General features: G+C 44.9%; 19 protein-coding genes and 4 CRISPR repeat arrays. Of the genes, 14 read left to right on the forward strand and 5 right to left on the reverse strand.

Translation table 11 applies throughout. The annotated features are described in order from the left end of the window. Positions 1 to 51: 51 nt before the first annotated feature. A CRISPR array of direct repeats spans positions 52 to 560; the repeat unit is 28 nt; unit sequence GTTCACTGCCGCATAGGCAGCTTAGAAA. A 570-nt stretch (positions 561 to 1,130) separates the two neighbouring features. Further along, positions 1,131 to 1,519: a CRISPR direct-repeat array (repeat unit 28 nt; unit sequence GTTCACTGCCGCATAGGCAGCTTAGAAA). Between the two features lie 270 nt (positions 1,520 to 1,789). After that, a complete protein-coding gene (locus OCU60_RS19890) occupies positions 1,790 to 1,996 on the reverse strand; it encodes a hypothetical protein (RefSeq protein WP_139302150.1) in 207 nt (68 codons plus the stop codon). A 1,427-nt stretch (positions 1,997 to 3,423) separates the two neighbouring features. Next, positions 3,424 to 3,753: a CRISPR direct-repeat array (repeat unit 28 nt; unit sequence GTTCACTGCCGCATAGGCAGCTTAGAAA). Positions 3,754 to 4,461: 708 nt separating this feature from the next. After that, positions 4,462 to 4,790: direct repeats of the CRISPR family, unit length 28 nt; unit sequence GTTCACTGCCGCATAGGCAGCTTAGAAA. A gap of 566 nt (positions 4,791 to 5,356) precedes the next feature. Between OCU60_RS19890 and OCU60_RS19895 the strand changes: the two genes are divergently transcribed. From OCU60_RS19895 to OCU60_RS19935, 9 genes are all read left to right on the forward strand, one after another. Then, a complete protein-coding gene (locus tag OCU60_RS19895) occupies positions 5,357 to 5,500 on the forward strand; it encodes a hypothetical protein (RefSeq protein ID WP_159439498.1) in 144 nt (47 codons plus the stop codon). A gap of 81 nt (positions 5,501 to 5,581) precedes the next feature. Further along, positions 5,582 to 6,931 (forward strand): type III-B CRISPR module RAMP protein Cmr1, encoded by a 1,350-nt coding sequence (cmr1, locus tag OCU60_RS19900; RefSeq protein ID WP_074374956.1) that lies wholly within the window; start codon positions 5,582 to 5,584, stop codon positions 6,929 to 6,931. Positions 6,932 to 6,933: 2 nt separating this feature from the next. After that, positions 6,934 to 8,664, forward strand: a complete 1,731-nt coding sequence (gene cas10, locus OCU60_RS19905) for a type III-B CRISPR-associated protein Cas10/Cmr2 (RefSeq protein WP_074374955.1) — start codon at positions 6,934 to 6,936, stop codon at positions 8,662 to 8,664. Continuing rightward, on the forward strand, positions 8,664 to 9,854 hold the full coding sequence (locus OCU60_RS19910; RefSeq protein WP_074374954.1) for a type III-B CRISPR module-associated Cmr3 family protein: 1,191 nt from the start codon (positions 8,664 to 8,666) through the stop codon (positions 9,852 to 9,854). Before cas10 ends, OCU60_RS19910 begins: the two co-directional genes overlap by 1 nt. A gap of 19 nt (positions 9,855 to 9,873) precedes the next feature. Beyond that, positions 9,874 to 10,764, forward strand: a complete 891-nt coding sequence (gene cmr4 / locus OCU60_RS19915) for a type III-B CRISPR module RAMP protein Cmr4 (protein ID WP_074374953.1) — start codon at positions 9,874 to 9,876, stop codon at positions 10,762 to 10,764. Position 10,765: 1 nt separating this feature from the next. Beyond that, positions 10,766 to 11,164 carry a type III-B CRISPR module-associated protein Cmr5 gene (gene cmr5, locus OCU60_RS19920; RefSeq protein ID WP_074374952.1) on the forward strand — a complete coding sequence of 133 codons (399 nt, stop codon included), beginning with the start codon at positions 10,766 to 10,768 and terminating at the stop codon, positions 11,162 to 11,164. Next, positions 11,161 to 12,234 (forward strand): type III-B CRISPR module RAMP protein Cmr6, encoded by a 1,074-nt coding sequence (gene cmr6, locus OCU60_RS19925; RefSeq protein WP_074374951.1) that lies wholly within the window; start codon positions 11,161 to 11,163, stop codon positions 12,232 to 12,234. The genes cmr5 and cmr6 overlap by 4 nt, the downstream gene beginning before the upstream one ends. Further along, a complete protein-coding gene (locus OCU60_RS19930) occupies positions 12,234 to 13,001 on the forward strand; it encodes an MATE family efflux transporter (RefSeq protein WP_074374950.1) in 768 nt (255 codons plus the stop codon). Before cmr6 ends, OCU60_RS19930 begins: the two co-directional genes overlap by 1 nt. Before the next feature lie 378 nt (positions 13,002 to 13,379). Further along, positions 13,380 to 14,270, forward strand: a complete 891-nt coding sequence (locus OCU60_RS19935) for a hypothetical protein (protein ID WP_074374949.1) — start codon at positions 13,380 to 13,382, stop codon at positions 14,268 to 14,270. Positions 14,271 to 14,642: 372 nt separating this feature from the next. Here OCU60_RS19935 and OCU60_RS19940 read toward each other — a convergent pair whose 3' ends face one another. Beyond that, on the reverse strand, positions 14,643 to 14,843 hold the full coding sequence (locus OCU60_RS19940) for a hypothetical protein (RefSeq protein ID WP_074374948.1): 201 nt from the start codon (positions 14,841 to 14,843) through the stop codon (positions 14,643 to 14,645). 1,383 nt (positions 14,844 to 16,226) lie between these two features. Here OCU60_RS19940 and OCU60_RS19945 point away from each other — a divergent pair. The 3 genes from OCU60_RS19945 (at position 16,227) to OCU60_RS19955 (ending at position 20,271) form a co-directional block, all read left to right on the forward strand. Then, positions 16,227 to 17,693 (forward strand): colicin E3/pyocin S6 family cytotoxin, encoded by a 1,467-nt coding sequence (locus tag OCU60_RS19945; protein WP_074374947.1) that lies wholly within the window; start codon positions 16,227 to 16,229, stop codon positions 17,691 to 17,693. After that, positions 17,693 to 17,935 (forward strand): DUF7683 domain-containing protein, encoded by a 243-nt coding sequence (locus OCU60_RS19950; RefSeq protein ID WP_074374946.1) that lies wholly within the window; start codon positions 17,693 to 17,695, stop codon positions 17,933 to 17,935. Before OCU60_RS19945 ends, OCU60_RS19950 begins: the two co-directional genes overlap by 1 nt. A 1,448-nt stretch (positions 17,936 to 19,383) precedes the next feature. Then, positions 19,384 to 20,271, forward strand: coding sequence for a HEPN domain-containing protein (locus OCU60_RS19955; RefSeq protein ID WP_074374965.1), 888 nt, complete (start codon positions 19,384 to 19,386; stop codon positions 20,269 to 20,271). Positions 20,272 to 20,281: 10 nt separating this feature from the next. On the opposite strand, the gene OCU60_RS19960 is transcribed toward OCU60_RS19955, so the two are convergent. The 3 genes from OCU60_RS19960 to OCU60_RS19970 all read right to left on the reverse strand — a co-directional run bounded on the left by OCU60_RS19960 (position 20,282) and on the right by OCU60_RS19970 (position 24,082). After that, positions 20,282 to 20,488: a hypothetical protein gene (locus tag OCU60_RS19960; RefSeq protein WP_074374945.1), complete on the reverse strand. Its 207-nt coding sequence runs from the start codon at positions 20,486 to 20,488 to the stop codon at positions 20,282 to 20,284. A 2,110-nt stretch (positions 20,489 to 22,598) separates the two neighbouring features. Then, on the reverse strand, positions 22,599 to 22,790 hold the full coding sequence (locus tag OCU60_RS19965; protein WP_139302165.1) for a hypothetical protein: 192 nt from the start codon (positions 22,788 to 22,790) through the stop codon (positions 22,599 to 22,601). A gap of 419 nt (positions 22,791 to 23,209) precedes the next feature. Next, positions 23,210 to 24,082 (reverse strand): hypothetical protein, encoded by an 873-nt coding sequence (locus tag OCU60_RS19970; protein ID WP_074374943.1) that lies wholly within the window; start codon positions 24,080 to 24,082, stop codon positions 23,210 to 23,212. 268 nt (positions 24,083 to 24,350) lie between these two features. On the opposite strand from OCU60_RS19970, the gene OCU60_RS19975 reads away from it, so the two are divergent. Then, complete coding sequence (locus tag OCU60_RS19975) at positions 24,351 to 25,259, forward strand: glycoside hydrolase family 25 protein (protein ID WP_074374942.1); 909 nt, start codon at positions 24,351 to 24,353, stop codon at positions 25,257 to 25,259. Further along, on the forward strand, positions 25,256 to 26,341 hold the full coding sequence (locus tag OCU60_RS19980) for a hypothetical protein (RefSeq protein ID WP_074374941.1): 1,086 nt from the start codon (positions 25,256 to 25,258) through the stop codon (positions 26,339 to 26,341). Before OCU60_RS19975 ends, OCU60_RS19980 begins: the two co-directional genes overlap by 4 nt. Positions 26,342 to 26,591: the final 250 nt, after the last annotated feature.

Consider the following 26,591-nt stretch of genomic DNA (forward strand, 5'->3'; position numbering starts at 1 on the left):
TTTTTGCCGCTAACACCTTGCCAGTGCTTATTTTTTCGTGATATGTTCATTGTTCACTGCCGCATAGGCAGCTTAGAAATATCAATGCTTCGCACTCTGATTCACTGATGTGTTCACTGCCGCATAGGCAGCTTAGAAAGGATTGGAAACATTCGACACGACCTCCGTAATGTTCACTGCCGCATAGGCAGCTTAGAAAAGAAGCCGCTCGATGATGAAAAACGGCGTTATGTTCACTGCCGCATAGGCAGCTTAGAAAGTTAATCTTAACTTTGCTTCCGTTGGCGACGAGTTCACTGCCGCATAGGCAGCTTAGAAACGCATGAAGCGCCGCCAACCAAAGGCATTCTTGTTCACTGCCGCATAGGCAGCTTAGAAATCTGTGAAGGTTAAGTCGAACACTACCCTATTGTTCACTGCCGCATAGGCAGCTTAGAAAAGTTGATTCAGTGTTTCAATACTGTCTACCCCGTTCACTGCCGCATAGGCAGCTTAGAAATTTCTAGATTTGATTGTGCAGATATCTACTGTGTTCACTGCCGCATAGGCAGCTTAGAAATGCTAAAACGCCACTCACGGCATCGCCTGTTGCGAGTTGAGTGAAACATTGAATCAACAAAGCTCAATTGATCGATGCTCTCAGGGTGAAAAATCATGGAAGATTTTTCAGGATTGCCTGAGCAGGATGCGAATCAATCCGACCCTGATTACGTGCGCTGAACTCAAAAAGATGCTTTTGGTTACTTTTGACATCTATCAAAAGTAACTGGGGCGCATTCGGAGATGGTAATGAAATCGGCAAAAGTAATCGCGCACCAAATCACTGCACCTCAATTTTTATATCCCCAGCCTTCGGCCCCAAATTTTGACGCACAATCAGCCTAACCATTCTTCCGTGAATGGTTTTCTTATTTCAGCGACTGATTTGAGTTGAGTGAAACATGACAGAAGCGAAGCCAACTTTATCGATGCACTCAGGATGAAATTTAAACCATTTAGACCTTCTTTTTTTGCCCCTAAAAAATAACTAATAAAAACAGTAAGATACAGGAGGGCGATTTTAACAAGGTAAAAAAGGGTTTTTGCCGCTAACCTCTTGCGAGTGCTTATTTTTTCGTGATATGTTCATTGTTCACTGCCGCATAGGCAGCTTAGAAAGGAAAGTAAGGGGGCGTTATGGCCTTGAGTAAGTTCACTGCCGCATAGGCAGCTTAGAAACCGATATGATCCAGCTCTGGGCCTTTGGCATAGTTCACTGCCGCATAGGCAGCTTAGAAAACTAAGGTGGCCGATTCGCGGCGAACCCTTGAGTTCACTGCCGCATAGGCAGCTTAGAAATCTTCGTGACTAAACTCGCGATCATCAATCTGGTTCACTGCCGCATAGGCAGCTTAGAAAGTTCCGTTATTAGATTTTGTAAATTGAATTGCGTTCACTGCCGCATAGGCAGCTTAGAAAGATCAGAGGATGCAATCCGTTGATATTGGCTCGTTCACTGCCGCATAGGCAGCTTAGAAATGCTAAAACGCCACTCACGGCACCGCCTGTTGCGAGTTGAGTGAAACATTGAATCAACAAAGCTCAATTGATCGATGCTCTCAGGGTGAAAAATCATGGAAGATTTTTCAGGATTGCCTGAGCAGGATGCGAATCAATCCGACCCTGATTACGTGCGCTGAACTCAAAAAGATGCTTTTGGTTACTTTTGACATCTATCAAAAGTAACTGGGGCGCATTCGGAGATGGTAATGAAATCGGCAAAAGTAATCGCGCACCAAATCACCACACCTCAACTTTTATATCCCAGCCTTCGGCTCTCCAGATTTGACGCACAATTACGTTCTGCGGTTTCAGGGATATTGGTGCTCTGTGCGCCAGTTACTCTTGCCAAGATGCAAGAGTAACCAGAAAATCTTTTTTGTTTGGCTGAGGTGCGTGTTGTCCAGAACCTGCTTTTACGGGCGTCCTGCCCGGAAAAGCCTAACCATTCTTCCATGAATGGTTTTCTTGGTTGAGTGGTTTGTTTGAATTGAGGGAAACATTTTAAAAAGCCAGTTTGATTGATGCACTCAGGATGAAATTTAAACCATTTAGACCTTCTTTTTTTGCCCCTAAAAAATAATTAATAAAAACAGTAAGATACAGGAGGGCAATTTTAACAAGGTAAAAAAGGGTTTTTGCCGCTAACCTCTTGCGAGTGCTTATTTTTTCGTGATATGTTCATTGTTCACTGCCGCATAGGCAGCTTAGAAATTGTTCGGCAGTGGTGACGACGTCGAAGTCTCGTTCACTGCCGCATAGGCAGCTTAGAAAGAAATCAGATTCAGATACAGGCCTTCCGGTTTGTTCACTGCCGCATAGGCAGCTTAGAAATGCTAAAACGCCACTCACGGCACCGCCTGTTGCGAGTTGAGTGAAACATTGAATCAACAAAGCTCAATTGATCGATGCTCTCAGGGTGAAAAATCAGGACGATTTTTCAGGATTGCTTGAGCAGGATGCGAATCAATCCGACCCTGATTCGGTGCGTTGAACTCAAACCTTAGGCATTTTGGGGTACTTTTTCTGCCGTGAAAAAGTATCTGGGGCGCTTTCGGAGATGCTATTGAAATCGGCAAAAGTAATCGCGCACCAAATCACTACACCCCAATTTTCAACCTTCCCAGCCTCCGGCCCCAAATTGTGACGCACAATTGAGTTTTTCGGTTTCAGGGATATTGGTGCTCTGTGCGCCAGTTACTCTTGCCAAGATGCAAGAGTAACCAGAAAATCTTTTTTTGTTTAACTGAGTCGAACGTTGTCCAGAACCGCCTTTTACGGGCGTCCTGCCCGGAAAAGCCTAACCATTCTTCCATGAATGGTTTTCTTGGTTGAGTGGTTGATTCGAATGAAGTGAAACATTGAATCAACAAAGCTCAATTGATCGATGCTCTCAGGGTGAAAAATCAGGACGATTTTTCAGGATTGCCTGAGCAGGATGCGAATCAATCCGACCCTGATTACGTGCGCTGAACTCAAAAAGATGCTTTTGGTTACTTTTGACATCTATCAAAAGTAACTGGGGCGCATTCGGAGATGGTAATGAAATCGGCAAAAGTAATCGCGCACCAAATCACTGCACCTCAATTTTTATATCCCCAGCCTTCGGCCCCAAATTTTGACGCACAATCAGCCTAACCATTCATCCGTGAATGGTTTTCTTGTTTCAGCGACTGATTTGAGTTGAGTGAAACATGACAGAAGCGAAAGCCAACTTTATCGATGCACTCAGGATGAAATTTAAACCATTTAGACCTTCTTTTTTTGCCCCTAAAAAATAACTAATAAAAACAGTAAGATACAGGAGGGCGGTTTTAACAAGGTAAAAAAGGGTTTTTGCCGCTAACCTCTTGCGAGTGCTTATTTTTTCGTGATATGTTCATTGTTCACTGCCGCATAGGCAGCTTAGAAAACTGTACGCCGTCCGCGCCCGGGGTCAGTCCCGTTCACTGCCGCATAGGCAGCTTAGAAAATGATGTCCACCGAGGAAAAAGCCAACTTCATGTTCACTGCCGCATAGGCAGCTTAGAAAATTAGGGTGATGGTTAAATCCACATCTTTTATTGTTCACTGCCGCATAGGCAGCTTAGAAAAAACAAACCAGAAGAGGGGATCGGATAATGGCGTTCACTGCCGCATAGGCAGCTTAGAAAATGTCCAGTCGGTTAGTTTACCGTTTATGTATGTTCACTGCCGCATAGGCAGCTTAGAAATGCTAAAACGCCACTCACGGCGCCGCCTGTTGCGAGTTGAGTGAAACATTGAATCAACAAAGCTCAATTGATCGATGCTCTCAGGGTGAAAAATCATGGAAGATTTTTCAGGATTGCTTGAGCAGGATGCGAATCAATCCGACCCTGATTACGTGCGCTGAACTCAAAAAGATGCTTTTGGTTACTTTTGACATCTATCAAAAGTAACTGGGGGCGCTTTCGGAGATGCTATTGAAATCAGCAAAAGTAATCGCGCACCAAATCACCACACCTCAACTTTTATATCCCAGCCTTCGGCTCTCCAGATTTGACGCACAATCTTGTTTTTCGATTTCAGAGGCATGGGTGTTCTGTGCGCCAGTTCATCTTTCAGAGATGAAAGACGAACCAGAAAATCTTTTTTTGTTTGACGGCGTCGCATGTTGTCCAGAACCGTCTTTTACGGGCGTCCTGCCCGGAAAAGCCTAACTATTCATCTGTGAATGGTTTTCTTGGTTGAGTGGTTTGTTTGAATTGAGGGAAACATTTTAAAAAGCCAGTTTGATTGATGCACTCAGGATGAAATTTAAACCATTTAGACCTTCTTTTTTTGCCCCTAAAAAATAACCAATAAAAACAGTAAGATACAGGAGGGCAATTTTAACAAGGTAAAAAAGGGTTTTTGCCGCTAACCTCTTGCGAGTGCTTATTTTTTCGTGATATGTTCATTGTTCACTGCCGCATAGGCAGCTTAGAAATGGCGGCTAGAGTTGTTCAAAAAACAAACAGAGTTCACTGCCGCATAGGCAGCTTAGAAATCACAGACGTTTTGTAGACGGTAAAACCTTCTTGTTCACTGCCGCATAGGCAGCTTAGAAAATCACCAGCTAGGCGCTCATGTAAGTCTCTCTGTTCACTGCCGCATAGGCAGCTTAGAAAGGTACACAACATATAGGAATTATTACGATGGAGTTCACTGCCGCATAGGCAGCTTAGAAAACCCATGTGGAGGATTGGGAGCTGATCACCACGTTCACTGCCGCATAGGCAGCTTAGAAATGCTAAAACGCCACTCACGGCACCGCCTGTTGCGAGTTGAGTGAAACATTGAATCAACAAAGCTCAATTGATCGATGCTCTCAGGGTGAAAAATCATGGAAGATTTTTCAGGATTGCCTGAGCAGGATGCGAATCAATCCGACCCTGATTACGTGCGCTGAACTCAAAAAGATGCTTTTGGTTACTTTTGACATCTATCAAAAGTAACTGGGGGCGCATTCGGAGATGGTAATGAAATCGGCAAAAGTAATCGCGCACCAAATCACCACACCTCAATTTTCAACCTTCCCAGCCTCCGGCCCCAAATTGTGACGCACAATTACGTTCTGCGATTTCAGAGGCATCGGTGTTCTGTGCGCCAGTTCATCTTTCAGAGATGAAAGACGAACCAGAAAATCTTTTTTGTTTGGCTGAGGTGCGTGTTGTCCAGAACCTGCTTTTACGGGCGTCCTGCCCGGAAAAGCCTAACCATTCTTCCATGAATGGTTTTCTTTGTTCAGAATTTTATTTGAATTCAGAGAAACATATACAAAGCCAATAGGAGCGATGGACTCAGGGTAAAATTCATGGATGAATTTTTAGCTTTTCGTGAGCAGGAGCGAATAAAAGCGACCCTGATAACGCGCGCTGAAGTCAAACTCAAGGCACTTTTGGGGACTTTTGCTGCCGTGAAAAATGTGTCGGTTTATTATGTATATTGGTGCATTTGATCTAAAAACGCCGTTCAGGTTCTTTTTATTTCAATTCAATCGATTACTATGGTTGAACAGCGTTGAAAGTAAGGATTGCTCATGCGAAGGAAAACTGAAGACAAGTTCGGATCACTCCAAAATGCACTTGATGCTCCCCCGCGCAAAGCTTGGCAAACCTACCAATGTGAATTAGTCACGCCTATGTATGGCGGCGGTGTGGAAGCGGGCAAGGTCGATGAGAAAATGCCCATCCGAGCCAGTGCCATTCGTGGGCATTTGCGTTTTTGGTGGCGTATCGCCTGTGGCCCTTTTAATAGCCCCAAAGAGATGTTTGATAGAGAAACCGCGATTTGGGGTGGGATTGGTGATGATAAAGCCAAGTCCGAGCAGAAAGAGTCATCTGAGCCTGAAAAGTATGGCTCAACAAAAAGTAAAGTACAAATTCTAGTATCGAATGTTGTCTTCAAAGGTGAAGAAAAAGCTTTTGAATATGAAAAGAAGACAGACGGCAAATATAAACAGGTTCCAGCCTCTGAGACTGGTTATGCTTATGTGCTTTTTGCTTTGCAAGGGAAGTTACGTAAAGGGGCGACAGAGTTAGTCGAAGAAGCAAAAAACATAGCAAAATCAGGTTTGACTTTTGATTTAAATATCCATTTTAAAACACAAGGTAAACGTGCTTTAACACCAGAGCAGGTTGGTGAGGTACACGAAGCAATACGCTGGTGGGCAAGCTTTGGTGGCGTTGGCAGTCGAACACGTCGCGGTCTAGGTGCTGTTAAGGTGATTGGCGAGGGAATTACCCCAGTAACTCGTGATGAAGTGGAAGCAAAAGGTGGTGTATTAACTTTAGTCTCTCGAAATGGAAAGCCAGAGACTGATGCCCATGCTGTGGCGTGTTGGCGGTATGGTTGCGATAAGTTAAGAGATTTTCGTCAAGGCAAAAAAATAGGTCGTAATGAAGGGAGTAGTGACCCTAAACGCCCTGGTCAAAGCCGTTGGCCTGAACCTGATCAACTGCGTCGTTTTACGCAAGATTGGAAATTCAAGCATGACCCTAAACATGAAGCGGGTAATGTCTTTCCTCGTGCTGCCTTTGGTATGCCGATTATTTTTGATTTCAATGATAAGACGAGAAAAGAGCCTGACACTATGGTTCTACAACCTATCGATTCTGAACGAATGACAAGCCCTTTGATTTTGAGACCTTATAGAGATGGCGATCATTGGCGTGCCGCAGCGTTATTACTCCCTAACTGGAAAGAAGTGTTAGCTCAGCCATTAGAATTAATGCGGCCATCAGAGCATAAAAAATTAGATTACCAACCTAATCATTGGCCTATCTTACCAGAAGAACAGAATAAATTAGCGCAGCGTATAGAGCCAATGTGTGGCCGCGCCAATGACCCGCTCTCCGCCTTCCTCGATTACTTTAAAGAAGGAAATTAAGAATGGATTATTTAGTGGCTATCAGCATTGGCCCAGTACAAAGCTTGATCGAAGCGGGGCGGCGTAGCCAAGATTTATGGTGCGGTTCGTGGTTATTATCCGAAGTCTCACGGGCGGTGGCAGAGTTTTTAAAGGTACACCCCGCGGCAACGTTGATTTTCCCTGTTCTGGATGAAGTTGATTTAAAGCATAAGTATGAAGCCAATATTGCTAATGTGGTGCGTGCTGAAGTAAAAGGTGTCTCAAAAGAGGACTTGAGCGAACTAGTTGAAAACGCCAAAAAGGCGGCGAATCAGTGTGTTCAAAAGATTTTTGACGATACGTTGCAGAGCCTAGATTTCTCATTAAACCAAACGCGTTGGCAAGCCCAACAAGACGATGTACTGGAAGTCTTTGCCGCGTGGGTTGTCTTTACTGAACCTGACTATCAAACTGCATCAAAACGTTTAGGGCAGTTACTGCAAGCACGTAAACAAACCCGTAATTTTGCGCCAATAAAAGACAATGAAGATGGCTGGTTTAAATCCTCTCTGGATGGGGCTAACAATACCGTGCTGCATCAGACTCGATGGCAAAAGCTTGATCCCAAATCAGATGAGAAATTGATCCAAGCTTTAGGGCTAACCAAGGACGAAGATTTGGATGCTCTTGGTGTCGTGAAACGTAAAGCGGGTGATTCGGAGCAGTTTACGCCATTTAGCCGTATTGTTGCCCATAGTTGGATTCAGCATCTCAGCTCGGAGGCATTACAAGAGCTCAAACAGTTATACCAGCCATTACAAAAATTGGGAAAGGTAACCAAGGTCACAGGTAATGACGCTTGCTATGCGGCTTTCCCATATGATGGTGAGTATCTATTTAGTAGTCGTCTGGAACGAAGTGATATTGATCAAGAGACCCAAAAGCCACTGTTAAAATTTTTAGCAGAACAGGGAGAGCCTGTGTCTTATGGCGTGTTGCTAAAAGCGGATGGCGATCATATGGGAGACTTGCTCAAGGAAGCCAAAACACCTGGGCAATCCCGTGATATCTCTCGTTGTTTGCATGGATTTGCGACTCAAGTGCGCAGTACTGTTCGTCAGCACGGCGGTCACGCTATTTATACGGGTGGGGATGATGTATTAGCATTTTTACCATTGGCAACGGCTTTTGAATGTGCGCAAACATTGGCGCAAGACTTTAAGCAATGTATGGGTCAATTAGCAGAACAGTTAAACGTGGCGTGTCCAACTTTATCCGTAGGTTTAGCTATCGGCCATTTTGTACAGCCGATGCGTCAGTTAAGGCACCGAGCCATTGCAGCGGAAAAATTGGCAAAAGGGAATGAGCAGGCAAAACCGCGCAACGCGCTGGCGATCCAATTAGGCATTCGCTCGGGACATGAAATTGCATGGCGTTGTCGTTGGGATGACAAAGCTACGCTCACGGCCCTTAGTACGCTGAGCGATGCCTTTGCTGAAGGTCAATTGCCGAGCCGAATTATGCAAGAGGTGCGTGCCATGGCACAGCGTCTAGCTTGGGCCAAGGATCACCATGGCATTCAGCAAAGTGAATTTGAACGCATGCTTGATCGAGCGATGGAACAGGGCGGCGAAACCAAGATTAGCAGCGATACCAAAGCGCTATTGCGCCAATTAAGCCACAAACACTCGCTCTCAGAGCTGGCCAATTTACTGATTATTGCTCGCTGGCTATCTGCTAAAACCCATTCTGATATTCGAGGGAACGACTAATGAAGTATTACTTAATTAAACCCAAAGACCCTTTGGTGATTCGTTCCAGTCGTCCATTTGAAGAAATATCTGACGCTAAGGCGGCACGCTTTCCGCCACCGTCTACTGTTGCGGGGGCTATGCGTAATCTATACGCTCGCAGCCGTGACCTTCCACTTGATGCAGAATTGTTAAAGGTAGCCGTGACTGGCCCTTTAGCCGTGAAATTAAGCCTTGATGACACAGCGCCAAGTGAAAAAGATATTCTGGTGCCGAAGCCTGCCGATGTTCAGTATTTCTGTGAGCAAAAACAAAATGGCAAAAAATATCTAGTGCGTTCTGTGCCAACCCAATTGGATCAAGAGCAAGAAGGCTGTGATCTCCCTGATAGTGAATTAATGCCTTTGCTTCCCAGTGCAGAGAGTACGAACGGTAAGCCAGTCAATGGCCCTCAGTGGTGGTCTTTGAAGGATTTACAAGAATGGCGTCAGGGTAAAATGCTTACGTTTGGGCAAATTGAATCCAACGGTTGGAATCCGACAGATCCTGATATTCGCACCCATATCGCGCTTGATAATCCCCACAAACAAGCCAAAGAAGGCATGATCTTTCAAACCACAGGGTTAACCATGTGGCAAAAGCCTCAACCTAATTCTGAGTCGCCATTCCCCGAAGTTTCCATTGCGCTTTTAGCTGGAATAGAAACCCAAATGGCCGAGCCGTTGCCTATGATGAATTTAGGTGGCGAACGGCGCTTAGCACAAGCGCAAGCTTGTAATCTATGGCCTCAACGGCCTGAAAATCTTGCTCAAAACATCATTGATCAGAAGGGCTTAACCATCACCTTTCTAACACCAGTATTGTTTAATCAAGGTTGGCTGCCCGGCTGGATTGATAGCGACACGCTAATAGGCACGCCGCCCTGTTGTAAAAAATTAGAGCTTAAATTACGCGCTGCAGCGTTGGAGCCTTGGTTACCTCAATCCGGTTGGGATCTGGTCAACAGGCGTCCCCGTGCGGCACAAAAGATGGTTCCCGCAGGGGCAACCTATTGGTTTGAGCTGAACAACCCTGTTGAAGCTGACATTAGCGATATCGAAGCATTATGGATGGCGCATTTATGCGACCCTTCTCTAGCCGATCAGTATCCCAATAATCAAAGCGGCTTTGGACTCGCGTTGCCCGCGGTCTACACCTTCACTCATTCATAGCGTTTTAGGGAATTTACCTATGACTTTTCAAGTTTACCAATTAGTTAGCCAAACCATTTTGCATTGTGGTGCAGGCCAGTCTGTCGGCATTGTGGATCAACCGATTGCTCGAGACCGTGCCAGTAATTTACCCATTGTGCCAGGTTCAAGTATTCGGGGGGTATTGCGTGCCGAGATGGCTCAGCAACAAGATAAAAACCTTTCAGCCACCACTTTATTTGGCAGTGAAAGTAGCGCTGAAAAAGGTAATGCGGGGGCATTATCGGTGAGTGATGCGCATTTACTTTTGCTCCCTGTTCGTTCTATCTACGGCGTTTTAGCGTACGCCACTTGTCCGTTTATTCTGAAACGCTATAAACGCGACCTGCAACTCAAAGAATTAAGTGTTCCAGTCCCCGACCCAGACCAAGTGTTATATGCCAAAGCTGGTAGCCCCAATGAGCACAACAGCCAAATTTTATTGGAAGATTTGGATTTGCAAGCCAAGCATTGTGCAACCACGCAAGCTTGGGCAGAGCATATCGCTGCGAGTGTGTATGAGGAAAGTAAACATAACGACAGCGATTATCAAGATATGATGCAGCGCATTATTATATTGCCAGATACCATATTTTCTTTCTTAGCGGACACGGCTACAGAAATCCGTACCCGCATTCGCATTAATGCCGACACCGGTGTGGTAGACAGTGAACGCGGCGCACTATGGAGTGAAGAAAGTCTCCCTGCTGAAAGCATCCTCTGGGGCGTTTATTCGTTTAATGACTCGTTACTGAAAGAGCAAAAAGCCCAGATTAAAAGTGCTTTCGAGAAGTATTCAACCCAAGCACCTCTACCTTTACTACAGGTAGGTGGTCATAGCAGTGTTGGCGGTGGCTTGGTGACGTTTTCTACTGTTAAGCGAGGTGCTTAACATGCAACCTCGTAGCCAAATTATTGCTTCTAAAGTCTATGACCAGATCAAGGCACGGGAAGACACACCGGACAGCCAATACAATGCCTTGGTAAAAGAACTCCCCAGCATGATCCTACAAAATGGACTGGTTCAGGCCACTGGCTTTTTATGGTCTAAATACGAAAAAGAGCCTCACTTTAAAAAAGTTCTGGATGACTTGCGGCGTAGCTTCCAAAGCATTAATGAGCCCAGTGCCGAGGCGTTCCACAATAAGTTAGTTGAGTCAAAGCTTTACGACAGTATTCGTTATACCCGAGAAGCTCTTGAAATTGCAGGTTGGATGCGCCGGTATGTGCAAGGGATCTTAGATCCGAAGGAAAAAGAAAAATCCAATCAGAGTCAGGAGGCGAGTGCATGAGCGAGCCTATCCCACTTGTCCGAAAAGAACTCAAAGATGGTTGGCGTGATACCCAATCCGCTAATCCAAGTTTACTGATGCAAAAAGGTTTTATAGAAATAGAAAACCCTAAGGCACTGAAAAGCAGTGGTGAAGAAGCCAAGAAATTTGCGCATTTGAATAAGATGGCAAAACTTCCTGCTCCAAGTATCTACCAAAGAGCCTTTAATCGCTGGTTTAACCTGACATCCGATAGCGATCACTTCGGCCAACGAGTAATGAAGCTAGAGAATCGCCTGCTGATTGGTCTTTCTGGCTCTGGTGCATTAGAAACGGGTTGTTCTCTGAGCTATGGTTACGGGATGCCCTATATTCCGGGTTCCAGTGTCAAAGGCGTGGTGCGCGCTTGGGTTGAGCAAAATTTTAAAGACAATCACCCTGATGAACTCGCCGAGCTGTTTGGTACCCGTGATAGCGATGATATTGACTGTGTGTCTGGCCTCGTCACCTTCCATGATGCGTGGTGGATACCTCATGCTAAAGGGAATACTAAGCCAAAGCCATTTGTATTAGATGTGGTTACCACCCACCACCAAGCCTATTACAACGATAAGCAAGCCGAACCATCGGATAAAGATAGCCCAATCCCGAACCATCTTCTCGCCGTGCAAGGCAGTTTTCTGTTTGTTATCGAAGGCGCACCCGAGCACGTCGAACTGTGCCAGAAAATGCTGACTCAAGCGCTGCAAGATAACGGCATCGGCGCTAAAACCGCGGCTGGGTATGGGTATTTTAGAGGTGATGATCAAGAAGCATTGGACTTACTGAGCTGTTTACAAAAACTGTCTCGTGAGCGTCGAATGAGTGATGAAGAAAAGCGTGAGTATGATGTTGAGCATCTTACCGAAAAGCAGCTAACGACTATGTTTAGTAAAGATCTGAATAAGACCAAAAAACGTGATGATATTCAGTGGCTTATCGCAATGGTTGTTAAGCATCATGGCGAGATTATTGATTCTTGGAAAAGTGAAACAAAGAAAAGCTCTGTAAATCGTTGGAAGGCATATAACTTTTTAGTTGAGGAACAATAATGAATATAAAGCGAACATGGCCTTTTTGGCTGGTGGTATTTCTAGTACCGCTTTTAGCGATTATTTTAGCAGGAATATGCGGCAATGAAATTGGTATTCATTTTATTAATAATGAGTCTAATTTTTATTTGAAAGGGAGTTTTATTCATAGCCTTGTCGTTTCAGTATCAACCAGTTTGATCGCGGCGGGGGTTGTGTACCTCTTTATTGATAAAAAGTTACGAGAGTTGTTGGCTCACGATGAAGTGATTACGGTGATCTTAAAAACGAAAGAAGGCAAAACGAAAGAATGCCCTCCGATGAGCCGTAAAGATTTTTGTCGTCAAGAAGTGTTGGGTTACTTAGGAATGCTTGGTGGACCGGAGCGGTTTACATTGAGTTATATGAAAAAGAAAGAGTTCGGAAATCGCATCCTAGCAATACAACAGGGTAAGGGGAGCGATAAACTGATCATAGAATGTACAGATGATGAATTGAAACAATTCGACCCAGACCACCACGAAAATGATGATATTACAGTTGTTCTACAATCTAAGTCGAATCTCGACAATAAGATAACTTGCCCACCAATGCCAAGAAAAACCTTTAGCCGCGCAGAGGTGCTCGGCTATATTGGTATGATGAGTGGTGCGCAGCGCTTTGAGATTGCAAGCTTAAAAACCCCTCAATTCGGTGCAGACCTTCTTAACGTGGCGAAAAGTAAAGGTGCGCAGTTGCTCGTCGTTCATTGCACTGATAAAGAAATAGAACAATTCAAAGCGCCTTGATGGGGATAAAATGAATTGAAACACATTTGTTAGTCGGTTGTTTTTAGAATCACTGCCGCACAGGCAGCTTAGAAAAAGCTGGAGAATCAGCCAAGACCGAACCAAGTGCAGGCCGCCTGTTGGAGGGATTTTTCAATTTCAGCCGATGGAGGGGGCATTCTTGTTACTTGGAGTACTGTGAATCAGTGTATTTTAAGTCAGTGAATAACAGTGTTAAGTGAAAACATATATTGAATATATGATGTCAATTTAATTATTCATATTAGTTGTGAGCAAAAATGACACACGAACAAGATTGACATATCTGAAAAAATTAATAATCTTTATGCCTATATAATTAAGGGAATATTTATTCTTTAACAATTGGGTTAGGTATATATGGCTGAATATGAAAATAAGAAAGACTTAGTTATATCTGAGCAAGAAATTGTTCATCTAAATGAAATGATGAAAAGTTTTGATTCCGATATTTCTGCGGCAATGTCGTATGTCAGGCGGGTGCAAAAATTAACATTCAGCCAATTAGAGAAACGGTTTTCTGGAATACAAGGAAATACCTTAAAACGGTATATGCATCAAAGTTATCCTTCGATGCGTCCTATTCATGTGGTTGCTGCATATTCATGGCTTACCATGGTTCCAATGACGGCATTCTTTCATGGATTTAAGAGAAATAAACGCTATAGTGGCATGGATGATAGTTTAGTTGAGGCTTTAATTCGTATTGGACGTTTACCAACAGAATTAATGGAACTTTTTCTGGCGATGATTTGCAGTATACTCAGTGATGAATCGAAACAACAATTCCTGATATTCAGACAAAAAATAGAAAATAAGTATAATAAAATACAAGAGAGTAATGATATTGTTCCTCCTAAAAATCTAGATATAGAAGCTTTTGCTATTGATTATTATCGTTCAATTGCACTGACTGTGAAACAATTCAGACAAGAAAATAATTTTGCTATCAATACTATGTCGAGAGTACTTGGCTTATCCGATTATCAGTACAATATTTTGGAAAATCCGAATAGAACAACACACTTTCCCGTCTCAATCGGATTTAGGGTGATGCAGGGATTTCAGCTTGATAATTATGTGAATTTTACCTGTGAAATGAGGTGGTTTCCTGAATTCCATGAACTCAGACAGAACCAACATGTGCAGCATGTCCGAGAACTATTAACCATTGAGGCACTAGGATACCTCAAAACGAGTGAGCGGAAATACATGATTAATATCCTGATAAACTTATTAAATATTGCATAGATGCACGTTATATTAAATATACAGATCGTATTTACCTACACAGATAGTACAGGCAGTGCTGTCAAAAAAGCCTAACCATTTTCCCTGAATGGTTTTCTTGGTTGGGTGGTTGATTTGAGTTGAGTGAAACATAGCAAAAGCTAATTTGGTCACAGGGCTCAGGGTGAAAAATCAGGACGATTTTTCAATTATCCCCTAACAAAAAATCTTGAGCAGGAGCGAATCAATCCGACCCTGATTTGGTGCCGCTGAACTCAAACCTTAGGCATTTTTGGGGACTTTTGCTGCTGGGCAAAAGTCTCTGGGGCGCTTTCGGAGATGCTATTGAAATCGGCAAAAGTAATCGCGCACCAAACCGCTGCACCTCAACTTTCAATCTTTCCAGCCTCCGGCTCCAAATTTTGACGCACAATTATGTTCTGCGATTTCAGAGGCATGGGTACTCTGTGCGCCAGTAACTCTTGCCAAGATGCAAGAGTCACCAGAAAATCTTTTTTGTTTGGCTGAGTTGCGCGTTGTCCAGAACCTGCTTTTACGGGCGTCCTGCCCGGAAAAGCCTAACCATTCTTCCATGAATGGTTTTCTTTGTTCAGAATTTTATTTGAATTCAGAGAAACATATACAAAGCCAATAGGATCGATGGACTCAGGGTAAAATTCATGGATGAATTTTTAGCTTTTCGTGAGCAGGAGCGAATAAAAGCGCCCCGGTCAGCGTCCACGAACTAAACCGTTCTTTTGGGTACTTTTGGAACGCCAAAAGTATCTGGGGCGCGTGCATCAGATGTTGCAGAAATTAATAAACTCATTGCGCACCAAATCACTACACCTCAACTTTCAACCTTCCCAGCCTAACCATTCTTCCATGAATGGTTTTCTTTGTTGAGTGGCTGATTTGAATTGAGTGAAACATTCTAAAAGCCAATTTGATTGATGCACTCAGGATGAAATTTAAACCGTTTAGACCTTCTTTTTTTGCCCTTAAAAAATAACCAATAAAAACAGTAAGATACAGGAGGGCAATTTTAACAAGGTAAAAAAGGGTTTTTGCCGCTAACCTCTTGCCAGTGCTTATTTTTTCGTGATATGTTCATTGTTCACTGCCGCATAGGCAGCTTAGAAACTGAACGTGCATGAGCTGAAATATTCATTGCTGTTCACTGCCGCATAGGCAGCTTAGAAACGCTCGTTCAGACATGAAATCCGGGGCAACAGGTTCACTGCCGCATAGGCAGCTTAGAAAGGCTAAAACGCCACTCACGGCACCGCTTGTTGCGACTGATTTGAATTGAGTGACACATAGCAAAAGCCAATTTGGTCACAGGACTCAGGGTGAAAAATCAGGACGATTTTTTCAATTATCCCCTAACAAAAAATCTTGAGCAGGAGCGAATCAATCCGACCCGGCCAGCGTCCACGAACTAAACCGTTCTTTTGGGTACTTTTGGAACGCCAAAAGTATCTGGGGCGCGTGCATCAGATGTCGCAGAAATTAATAAACTCATTGCGCACCAAATCACTACACCCCAATTTTCAACCTTCCCAGCCTCCGGCCCCAAATTTTGACGCACAATTATGTTCTGCGATTTCAGAGGCATTGGTGCTCTGTGCGCCAGTTACTCTTGCCAAGATGCAAGAGTAACCAGAAAATCTTTTTTGTTTGGCTGAGTTGTGTGTTGTCCAGAACCAGCTTTTACGGGCATCCATGCCCGAAAAAGCCTAACCATTCATCCGTGAATGGTTTTCTTGGTTCAGTGGTTTGTTTGAATTGGGTGAAATATTTTTAAAAACTGAGTCTCCCTGTTATTCCCATTCCAAAAATCACCTTTTCCCATCAGAAAACCAAATTCAAACATGCTTTATACTTCCTATTGAGTATAATTATTTATTCATATGAAAATAAATTTATCAATAAGCATCCATCAATAAAACAATCACGGCTCAGCCAACAACGTCAATGAACGATCAAACCATTCAAATCTATAACCTGATGGCTTATGAATTTGCTCAGGTTGAAGGGGATTTCATGTCCCTGCGCGAATCGGATATCAAATCCGTGATGCCTTCCGGCATACGCTTTGCTGATTTTCTCGAACAGCTTCGCAGCGGCCATCAAGTCTTACTCACGGATACGCCATCCATCCCCTTATTGATCCGGGATCGGGATGAATGGGGCAATCAATATTGGCGAGTCAATCCCGAGGTTGAGCCTCAGCTCGACGGACTGGCATACAAGGCTTATACCGCACGGGTTGAGCTGGTCAATCATGGCATAGGCTCATCTTACGTCGGTAGTGTCAACGCTTCGGTGTATACCGAGCCTTATGTTGAACGTGAACCTGTGAAACTCACTTTACAAGAGCGGCTAGTCAGGCAGCGTCAGGAGCGGTTACAGGAATTAGAGAACATACAACTGCCCCCGTCATCATGGCAAGACGCGTTTAACAAACCAGCGTTTAAATCGGAGCCTAAACTGCAACAGGTATTTGCCAAATCATCTCTCGTACCCAGCGGCACCTGTGATATCGGTACAGTGAAAGAGCCCCTCGCTGCTATTGGTCAGGTGGCCGTCTATGGTGCTGTTGTGGCCAAGGGCACTACCGGGGAGATCACACTTGCCGAAGTGGGCGGATCGGTTCTCAAGACTTTTAGTGATATGGCACTACGGCTGGTGAAGGGGGGAGCATCTCCGGCCACTGCTGCCCTTGCGTTATTTATGCCGACCAAGGTCGCAGACGGCACCTTATACGATGAGGACAACCTGCGTAATATGGCCGTTGCCAACACCAACATCCGTTTGGGCTTCGACGCGTCAGGGCAACTTTACGGCTACCATGTCAAAGGTGCTGATATTCCGGTGCGTCATGTTGAGCAAGTGGAAGACAAGTTTGTCGTTGGACTGGAAGTTGGAAACACCCTAGAGTGGGTGCCGATGCATCCGCAAGACAAAGAGAGTCACATTAATGCGTCGCCAATTCCTGCTTTAGACAGTTATCATATCTGGATCGACCCAGAACACGGTGAAGCGGAATTGGCTGGGGCAAATGGGCCGTACACCACTCCGATTCATCAAGTCGATGTCAGAGATTACATATTGACCTTTCCGACAGAAAGCGGATTACCAGCGTTGTATGTGGTGTATAGTCAATCAATAGATGACCTGAAATTTGTTCCTTCACCGAAAGGCTATCCTCCTCTTCCTGCGTTTCCCGATGCTGTAAAAGCAAAAAGAAAAACATTGGTTCAGGGAGGTGGAAAATTGCGGGATCGCTGGAAAGATCGTAAAGGACGAATTTATGAATGGGATTCTCAACATGGGCGTGTTGAAGTCTATTCAAAACAGGGTAAACATCTTGGAGAATTTAACCATGTGACAGGGAAACAAACAAAATCCGCAGATCCAAACAGAAAGGTAGAAAAATAATGAAAGTCGTTATTGAAGCATATGATAAAAAAACAGAATTGCTGGTTAGCGAAAGGGAAATTCAAGATAAATTCTTAGCGGAAGTAATGCATAACATTGGATTCTCATCAGAAGACGAATCTTTCCTCTGCTCTGGCTCTGGTGGTTTTAATCTGACTGAAGAACAAGTCAAGATAATTGAAGCGATCATTGATGAGTCTATCTACAGTGTGAATTATGATTTCCAATTAGGAACAGCCTAACCATTCATCCGTGAATGGTTTTCTTGGTTCAGAATTTTATTTGAATTCAGAGAAACATATACAAAGCCAATAGGATCGATGTACTCAGGGTAAAATTCAGGGATGAATTTTAAGCTATCCCTTAACAAAAAGGCTGAGCAGGAGCGAATAAAAGCGACCCTGATTACGCGCGCTGAAATCAAACTCAAGGCACTTTTGGGGACTTTTGCTGCTGGGCAAAAGTCTCTGGGGCGCTTTCGGAGATGTGATTGAAATCGGCAAAAGTAATCGCGCACCAAATCACTGCACCTCAATTTTTATATTCCCCAACCTCCGGCCCCAAATTTTGACGCACAATCTTGTTTTTCGATTTCAGGGATATTGGTGTTCTGTGCGCCAGTTACTCTTGCCAAGATGCAAGAGTAACCAGAAAATCTTTTTTGTTTGGCTGAGGCGAGTGTTGTCCAGAACCTGCTTTTACGGGCGTCCTGCCCGGAAAAGCCTAACCATTCTCCCGGAATGGTTTTCTTGTTTCAGCGACTGATTTGAGTTGAGTGAAACATAGCAAAAGCCAATTTGGTCACAGGACTCAGGGTGAAAAATCAGGACGATTTTTCAGGATTGTTTGAGCAGGAGCGAATCAATCCGACCCGGTCAGCGTCCACGAACTAAACCGTTCTTTTGGGTACTTTTGGAACGCCAAAAGTATCTGGGGCGCTTTCGGAGATGTGATTGAAATCGAGGAAAGTAATCGCGCACCAAATCACTACACCTCAATTTTCAACCTTCCCAGCCTCCGGCACCGAAGTTTACGCACAATCAGCCTAACCATTCTTCCGTGAATGGCTTTCTTATTTCAGCGACTGATTTGAGTTGAGTGAAACATGACAGAAGCGAAAGCCAACTCTATCGATGCACTCAGAATGAAATTTAAACCATTTAGACCTTCTTTTTTTGCCTTTAAAAAATAACCAATAAAAACAGTAAGATACAGAAGGGCGATTTTAACAAGGTAAAAAAGGGTTTTTGCCGCTAACCTCTTGCGAGTGCTTATTTTTTCGTGATATGTTCATTGTTCACTGCCGCATAGGCAGCTTAGAAATCACGGTTATCCGCAGTCGCCCGGCGTGATTCGTTCACTGCCGCATAGGCAGCTTAGAAATATCTCGATGTTTGTTCTCGCGTCCTGCGAAAGTTCACTGCCGCATAGGCAGCTTAGAAAACCACCATCACCAAGGATCATTGCGCCAGCACGTTCACTGCCGCATAGGCAGCTTAGAAACGTAAGGAACGGTTATGACGAAAGAGCATACCGTTCACAGCCGTATAGTGGGTAAGCAGAACTATTGCTTTGAATTGAATCGCATTTTTCCCAGTAATATGCGTAAAGTGAGGGTTGATGGTGTTCTTTGTCAGCCCCTTCTTTTATGCTAACCTCATTCATCCACAACCAGCTCCATGCCACGACTATGAAAACAACCCTCGACCATCTTCCCGAATATAAACAGCATGAGCTGGCGACAATCTCAACGATTCTGCGTGACACGTTAGATGATTATCTGCAAGGCAAAACGGGCAGTAAAAGTGAGTTTCGTATTCTGAAAATCATCCTGTTTGGCAGCCATGCCAAGGGGAATTGGGTTAAGGATCCGGTCAATGGCTATATCAGTGATTACGATATTCTGGTGATCGTCAATAAAGCAGCGTTGGTTGAAGATTATGTGGTCTGGCAGTGTGCCGAAGAGCAAATTGATCGAAAAGTGAAATCGGCACCATTGGGTTTGATTGTGCATGATTTGAACGAAGTGAATAATCGACTGCAACAGGGGCATTATTTTTTTCGGGATATCCGCGAAGAAGGGATTGAGTTATTTGCCGCGACGCCGAAACCACTGGCGGAGCCGGGTGATCTGACTGAGGAAGAAAAACGGGAAATCGCCCGTAAGCATTATGATCAGTGGTCTTATTCAGCGCAGCGTTTTTTTCGTTATTATGAAGTTGCTGCTTCTGATGAAGATTGGATTCATGCAGCCTTTATGCTTCATCAAGCCACAGAAAAAGCTTATGCCTGCACTTTACTTACTTGTACCAACTACTTACCCAAATCCCACAATATTGAAAAACTAAGCAAGCTGTGCGCCCAAATCGATCCTGAATTTACAACAATTTTCCCGCTCGACAACAAGTTTCACCGCCGCAGCTTCCGCCGTCTACAACGCGCTTACATCGAAGCTCGCTACTCTGAGCATTATGAAATCACTGAAGAAGAGCTTAATTATCTGGCAACCGAAGTACAGCGTTTGCAGGCATTAACGGAGCGGGTTTGTCGGGATAAGATTGGGGCTGAGCGCCCCTGAGCGCTGTATTTTAACTTTGATTTACCCAGCCATTGGCACCGAATTTTGACGCACAATCTTGTTTTTCGATTTCAGAGGCATTGGTGTTCTGTGCGCCAGTAACTCTTGCCAAGATGCAAGAGTCACCAGAAAATCTTTTTTGTTTGGCTGAGTTGCGCGTTGTCCAGAACCCGCTTTTACGAGCGTCCTGCCTGGAAAAGCCTAACCATTCTTCCATGAATGGTTTTCTTGGTTGAGTGGTTGATTCGAATAAAGTGAAACATTGAATCAACAAAGCTCAATTGATCGATGCTCTCAGGGTGAAAAATCAGGACGATTTTTCAGGATTGCCTGAGCAGGATGCGAATCAATCCGACCCTGATTACGTGCGCTGAACTCAAAAAGATGCTTTTGGTTACTTTTGACATCTATCAAAAGTAACTGGGGCGCATTCGGAGATGGTAATGAAATCGGCAAAAGTAATCGCGCACCAAATCACTGCACCTCAATTTTCAACCTTCCCAGCCTCCGGCTCCAAATTTTGACGCACAATCAGCCTAACCATTCTTCCTTGAATGGTTTTCTTATTTCAGTGGCTGATTTGAGTTGAGTGAAACATGACAGAAGCGAAAGCCAACTTTATCGATGCACTCAGGATGAAATTTAAACCATTTAGACCTTCTTTTTTTGCCCCTAAAAAATAACCAATAAAAACAGTAAGATACAGAAGGGCAATTTTAACAAGGTAAAAAAGGGTTTTTGCCGCTAACCTCTTGCGAGTGCTTATTTTTTCGTGATATGTTCATTGTTCACTGCCGCATAGGCAGCTTAGAAAGGATCATTTCTCGCTTGGACGTCACGCAAATGGTTCACTGCCGCATAGGCAGCTTAGAAATGCTAAAACGCCACTCACGGCACCGCCTGTTGCGAGTTGAGTGAAACATTGAATCAACAAAGCTCAATTGATCGATGCTCTCAGGGTGAAAAATCAGGACGATTTTTCAGGATTGCTTGAGCAGGAGCGAATCAATCCGATCCTGATTACGTGCGCTGAACTCAAAAAGATGCTTTTGGTTACTTTTGACATCTATCAAAAGTAACTGGGGCGCATTCGGAGATGGTAATGAAATCGGCAAAAGTAATCGCGCACCAAATCACCACACCTCAATTTTCAACCTTTCCAGCCTCCGGCCCCAAATTGTGACGCACAATCTTGTTTTTCGGTTTCAGAGGCATCGGTGTTCTGTGCGCCAGTTCATCTTTCAGAGATGAAAGACGAACCAGAAAATATTTTTTGTTTGACTGAGGCACGTGTTGTCCAGAACCGCCTTTTACGGGCGTCCTGCCCGGAAAAGCCTAACCATTCTTCCTTGAATGGTTTTCTTTGTTCAGAATTTTATTTGAATTCAGAGAAACATATACAAAGCCAATAGGATCGATGGACTCAGGGTAAAATTCATGGATGAATTTTAAGCTTTTCGTGAGCAGGAGCGAATAAAAGCGACCCTGATTACGCGCGTTGAAATCAAACTCAAGGCACTTTTGGGGACTTTTGCTGCTGGGCAAAAGTCTCTGGGGCGCTTTCGGAGATGCCATTGAAATCGGCAAAAGTAATCGCGCACCAAATCACAGCACCTCAATTTTTATATCCAGCCTCCGGCTCTCCAGATTTGACGCACAATTACGTTCTGCGATTTCAGAGGCATGGGTACTCTGTGCGCCAGTAACTCTTGCCAAGATGCAAGAGTCACCAGAAAATCTTTTCTGTTTTGGCTTGGTTACGTGTTGTCCAGAACCAGCTTTTACGGGCGTCCTGCCCGGAAAAGCCTAACCATTCTTCCATGAATGGTTTTCTTGGTTGAGGGGCTCATTTGAATTGAGTGAAACATTTTAAAAAGCCAGTTTGATTGATGCACTCAGGATGAAATTTAAACCGTTTAGACCTTCTTTTTTTGCCCTTAAAAAATAACCAATAAAAACAGTAAGATACAGGAGGGCAATTTTAACAAGGTAAAAAAGGGTTTTTGCCGCTAACACCTTGCCAGTGCTTATTTTTTCGTGATATGTTCATTGTTCACTGCCGCATAGGCAGCTTAGAAATGTGGCAACGAAAGTTCTACATTCTTTAAAGAGTTCACTGCCGCATAGGCAGCTTAGAAAACGATCGCGGTTTCTGGGTTTTCAATGATGTCGTTCACTGCCGCATAGGCAGCTTAGAAAGTTTGATGTGTACACGGTGTTGAGCAGTACGGTTCACTGCCGCATAGGCAGCTTAGAATATTCGGAGTGGCTGCTTAGCTGAGGCTGCACCACTCCGGTTTTTATACTTGGTTCAATCCCACACGCACTTATTCATCAAGCATTATTTCTTCTTTCCTCAGGTTCATTTCATCAAAGGTGATCAGATTGTTGAGAAACAAGAGAATTTCCCGCAGTTCAATTTGGTTGACACTGGGAGCTGTATTGGTCACAAAAAAATCAATCAGATAGCTGCGGGCGGTTAGGTGTAGATTTTGGTTAGGTTGTAGATTTGGCATCATTGCTTTCCCTCTGAGGCGTGATCGATTCACCACTCAAAGGTTCCTAATCTTCGGGTGGTGAGTTGAACAGGGTTAGGAACTACCGCCTCAAAGGATTACGGCCAGCTAACGCTGCCCTGCCCAACACACCATAATTGAGAGGTGAAAGGCTACACATAAAGACTATCTTGTACAAGATGACATTTTAGTGCCTTTGAGAGTTATACGGGGTCCTAATCCCGACACCGGATTTTTCGGTGCCAGAGCAGGGTAAGTCGTATCGGACTTGTTGGCGAGTAGGCGCAGCGCAAAATGCGTGTGGTATGGCGAAATCTCATTCTTTTCTCATCCTTGGTTAATCATTTTTTGCGAGTGATTTCAAAGTATTATCGATATGGCGCGACGGTGTCGCTCGGAGGGAGAACAGAATCACCGCCGACTTACCAATGTTCTACTACACATACGGTGCGATTGGTCACCGCCCCGTGATCGACATTAATCCAGTCCGGGGCGGTAATCGCGCAGGTCTCTTGCGGCCGGGTATAGACTGTGACCTCTTCAGCACTGATTTGATCATTTTCATAGATGATCAGCCGAGACTTTTGTAGACGGAGAGACTGGGCATCCAGCCATAATTGCAGGCTGACCGATGTGTTGTGTTCCGGTGGTGTTTGCGCCATTCGCAGGAACAGATAAGGGGTGTGATGAATCGTGGCACGACCGATGTATTCGAGTTGCTGCGCTGGCAGCCCGGTCGCAAGGTGTTCCGGCATGAAGTGTTGGTTGAAGGTAAGCCGTTCTCTGATTTGTGCCTGATCTTCAATATCGAACCATAGTCCTGTATTGACAAACAGGTGCTGACCAAGGCTGATCCACTCGTCTAAAGCATATTTTTCCCCGTCCCGAATTGCCTGACTGACATGCGCTTCATCCGGTTTGACACAGTCGATACGCCAGCTCTGAAGGATTCCCTTGCCGACGGCACTTTGATATGACAGTGCGGAAAAACACCGCTCACCGTTCGCTGCCTGAATGATATTGTCGATCAATCCCGCTGGCGGTTCGATGGCGGTCCACCCTGCATCTGGCAACTGAATATTTCGTTGCAGAATCAGCGCGATTTCTCCGCTCATTTCATGCGGTGTTGTGCCGGAAAAAATACTTTTGGCTGTTGGTGACGTCGTTAGCTGAATATTCGCTACATCTTGTTTTATCTTTTTTTGATAGAGGTATGCAAGCCAAATTGTTCTAACCATGATGACGCCAAAGAACACAGCCATACAAGCAATGATCAAAATTGCTGGCTGGCCCATCTGATTACCTATCCAAACTGTGCAACTGATAGACTTATTGTATACCCGAATAATTGTATATGCGTATGATTGATTGTTTTATTGCCACTTCGGTGAATGTTCAGTGAACGTGATGCTGTCAGATGAGTGTCGTGCGGTACAGGGGCATTTATTCCGTCGAAACCACCGAGTTTCGTCGCAATAGCGTCGGTAACATGGCGAAAATAAGCTCAGCATGACGGTCAGAACCGTACTTAGCTGAGGCGTATTTTTTGTGGCAGGGAACGCGATGACAGAAAAAGTCATGACAGAGAAAAACATGGCAGTCAAAACTATATTATGTGCTGTTGTGGTCGGGATGTTTGCCGGGAGCTATCTTTTGCTCTCACGACCGTTGCTTCATGATTTATCGAGTGCCATGCCATCAACGGCCAGGGTGTCTGAGACTACATCTAAACCAGTCACACCGGCTGCATCTCATTTGTCTCCGGTTGAGAAATCAACATCGCGACTGACCGCAGAAAGCGGTGCGCCAGAATCGGCAGCCATTACATCATCAAGCGATACAACCGGGGCGCAGCATCAACGGGCGCAGGGAATTGATGTTTCCCACGATCAGGGGCGGGTGGTGTGGCGTGATGTGATTGCGTCCGGTATCGATTTTGTTTATCTGAAAGCGTCTGACGGTATCACGTTCCTCGACCCGATGTTTGCGACCAACATGCAGGCGCTCATGCCGCATCAGATTCTCGTCGGTGCTTATCATTTCTTTGAAGCCGGTGATGACCCTCACCAGCAACTGAGTAACTTTTTGCGTGCGACCAAAGGACATCCGCTGACTCTGGCACCAATGGTGGATGTTGAGGTATCCAGAGGCGTCAAACCGCAAGTCTTACAAACGCGTTTGCGGCAATTTTTAAGTGGCGTCGAGAAGGCAACGGGGTGCACCCCCGTCATCTATTCCTATGGTGATTTCTGGCAGACTTATATCGGACGCTCATTCAATCATTATCCGTTCTGGTTGGCTGATTACTCACCGGAAATCACACGACCAGCCGGGTTGCAGCATATCCAGCTCTGGCAGCATTCTGAACAAGGGCGGTTGCCGGGCATCCGGGGCGCGGTCGATCTGGACAAAGCACTTGATCATACCGCCCTTGAAACGATTCGGTGTCGAGTCCGTCAGGAGGCTATATGAGTCCAACCACCGCATCCAAACAGCAAGCCCAACAGGGGCCGTCTCAACAAAGGGCATCTCAGCAGCGGGAATCTCAACAGGGAACGCCCGCTGAAAAATCACCCACGTCGCATCAGCAAAAAACGTCTTCGTCCGGGCAGACGGCACCTGCTGACCAATCATCCGCACCACCAATCAGCCGTTGGTGGTTGCTGTGTGCCATTGTGATGCTCGGGGGCGCGGTGTTGCTCTGGTTTCCCGGTTCGTTTTCGCCGTCAGGCGGTGAGCCTTCTCGCGATCTTTCTCATGATCCGGTATATCACGCCAACTTATTGTATCTGACACATACGGAGCAGGAAGTCGGTACAGAATTATTGCATTTGCTGGAACTGGATGCGTTGATCAGTGTTGCCGGAAGCAGTCAGTTCGGGGTGTCATTTATTGTTGATATGAATGTTGAAGTGGGTCGCATTTTGAAGCGACTGAATCAGGTTCTTGAACGGGGCACAGAAGCGATTGCGATGTCTCTGGCTGCAATTGCATTGTTGCGGGTGTTCGTCATCGGTGCGGAATTGGCAACGCCTTGGCTCTTTCTGATATTTGTCGGCCTGTCGCTTAGCTGGCTGATACTGGCGCTGTTTCACCGTGCGATTTTGCAATGGTCGGTTGCCCGAAAGCTGTTACGCCTGACCGCAACCCTGTTTTTGCTTTGCTGGTTGATCATTCCCTATGCACTGCATTTGAGTGTTGTGGTGGCAACTGTGATTGAGCAAGGTTTTACGGAGCCGACGAGCTTTGGGTATTTCTCTGAGGTTGCCGGTGAACTGAAAGGTCATCCGCGTCATCATCGTGATCTGAAAGGACACGCTAAAAGCAGTGTGAAGTTACTACATAAGGCAACGTCGGCAAAACTTCATCACAAGGTGGAACGCGGTCTTCTGGTGGTGATTCAGTTTGCCATCAAAATGTTATTGGGGCTGATCGTCGTGCCGCTGGGGCTTTCGGTGCTATTACACCATCTGTTATGCCGGGTTTTACTTCATCATTTCATGGTCGAAAAGGGGATGGTTAAAAAAGTTATAGCTGAAACCCACCATCCCTGAAAATGAGCGTTGGAGCCGCTCCCCAACCTGTGTCGCGTCATCATAGGGTTATGCTGTTTGCTCAGGCATTGTGATGCCTGGGCTGCATGCGACGATCATTTCTTATACTTCCGATTTCATAATCATCATTCGCTCATCAAATCATGCTTGTTCAGTGATCCCGTTCAATTTTTTTAGCGAGTTTAAGTGACTTTCACTGATCTGCTTCACAGTCTGTATTTTACTGGGGTTCATTCTTTTCAGATTGCGA

Source organism: Vibrio spartinae (genome assembly GCF_024347135.1).
GTDB lineage: Bacteria > Pseudomonadota > Gammaproteobacteria > Enterobacterales > Vibrionaceae > Vibrio > Vibrio spartinae.

Bases quoted from the DNA above. Each gene is read 5' to 3' on its own strand.
- cmr6 (WP_074374951.1), top strand. From the start codon at position 11,161: ATGAGCGAGCCTATCCCACTTGTCCGAAAAGAACTCAAAGATGGTTGG.
- cmr4 (WP_074374953.1), top strand. From the start codon at position 9,874: ATGACTTTTCAAGTTTACCAATTAGTTAGCCAAACCATTTTGCATTGT.
- cmr5 (WP_074374952.1), top strand. From the start codon at position 10,766: ATGCAACCTCGTAGCCAAATTATTGCTTCTAAAGTCTATGACCAGATC.
- OCU60_RS19945 (WP_074374947.1), top strand. From the start codon at position 16,227: ATGAACGATCAAACCATTCAAATCTATAACCTGATGGCTTATGAATTT.
- OCU60_RS19965 (WP_139302165.1), bottom strand. From the start codon at position 22,790: ATGATGCCAAATCTACAACCTAACCAAAATCTACACCTAACCGCCCGC.
- OCU60_RS19935 (WP_074374949.1), top strand. From the start codon at position 13,380: ATGGCTGAATATGAAAATAAGAAAGACTTAGTTATATCTGAGCAAGAA.
- cmr1 (WP_074374956.1), top strand. From the start codon at position 5,582: ATGCGAAGGAAAACTGAAGACAAGTTCGGATCACTCCAAAATGCACTT.
- OCU60_RS19895 (WP_159439498.1), top strand. From the start codon at position 5,357: ATGGATGAATTTTTAGCTTTTCGTGAGCAGGAGCGAATAAAAGCGACC.
- OCU60_RS19955 (WP_074374965.1), top strand. From the start codon at position 19,384: ATGAAAACAACCCTCGACCATCTTCCCGAATATAAACAGCATGAGCTG.
- OCU60_RS19940 (WP_074374948.1), bottom strand. From the start codon at position 14,843: ATGGAAGAATGGTTAGGCTTTTCCGGGCAGGACGCCCGTAAAAGCAGG.
- OCU60_RS19970 (WP_074374943.1), bottom strand. From the start codon at position 24,082: ATGGGCCAGCCAGCAATTTTGATCATTGCTTGTATGGCTGTGTTCTTT.
- OCU60_RS19980 (WP_074374941.1), top strand. From the start codon at position 25,256: ATGAGTCCAACCACCGCATCCAAACAGCAAGCCCAACAGGGGCCGTCT.
- OCU60_RS19910 (WP_074374954.1), top strand. From the start codon at position 8,664: ATGAAGTATTACTTAATTAAACCCAAAGACCCTTTGGTGATTCGTTCC.
- OCU60_RS19975 (WP_074374942.1), top strand. From the start codon at position 24,351: ATGACAGAAAAAGTCATGACAGAGAAAAACATGGCAGTCAAAACTATA.
- OCU60_RS19950 (WP_074374946.1), top strand. From the start codon at position 17,693: ATGAAAGTCGTTATTGAAGCATATGATAAAAAAACAGAATTGCTGGTT.
- OCU60_RS19890 (WP_139302150.1), bottom strand. From the start codon at position 1,996: ATGGAAGAATGGTTAGGCTTTTCCGGGCAGGACGCCCGTAAAAGCAGG.
- OCU60_RS19930 (WP_074374950.1), top strand. From the start codon at position 12,234: ATGAATATAAAGCGAACATGGCCTTTTTGGCTGGTGGTATTTCTAGTA.
- cas10 (WP_074374955.1), top strand. From the start codon at position 6,934: ATGGATTATTTAGTGGCTATCAGCATTGGCCCAGTACAAAGCTTGATC.
- OCU60_RS19960 (WP_074374945.1), bottom strand. From the start codon at position 20,488: ATGGAAGAATGGTTAGGCTTTTCCAGGCAGGACGCTCGTAAAAGCGGG.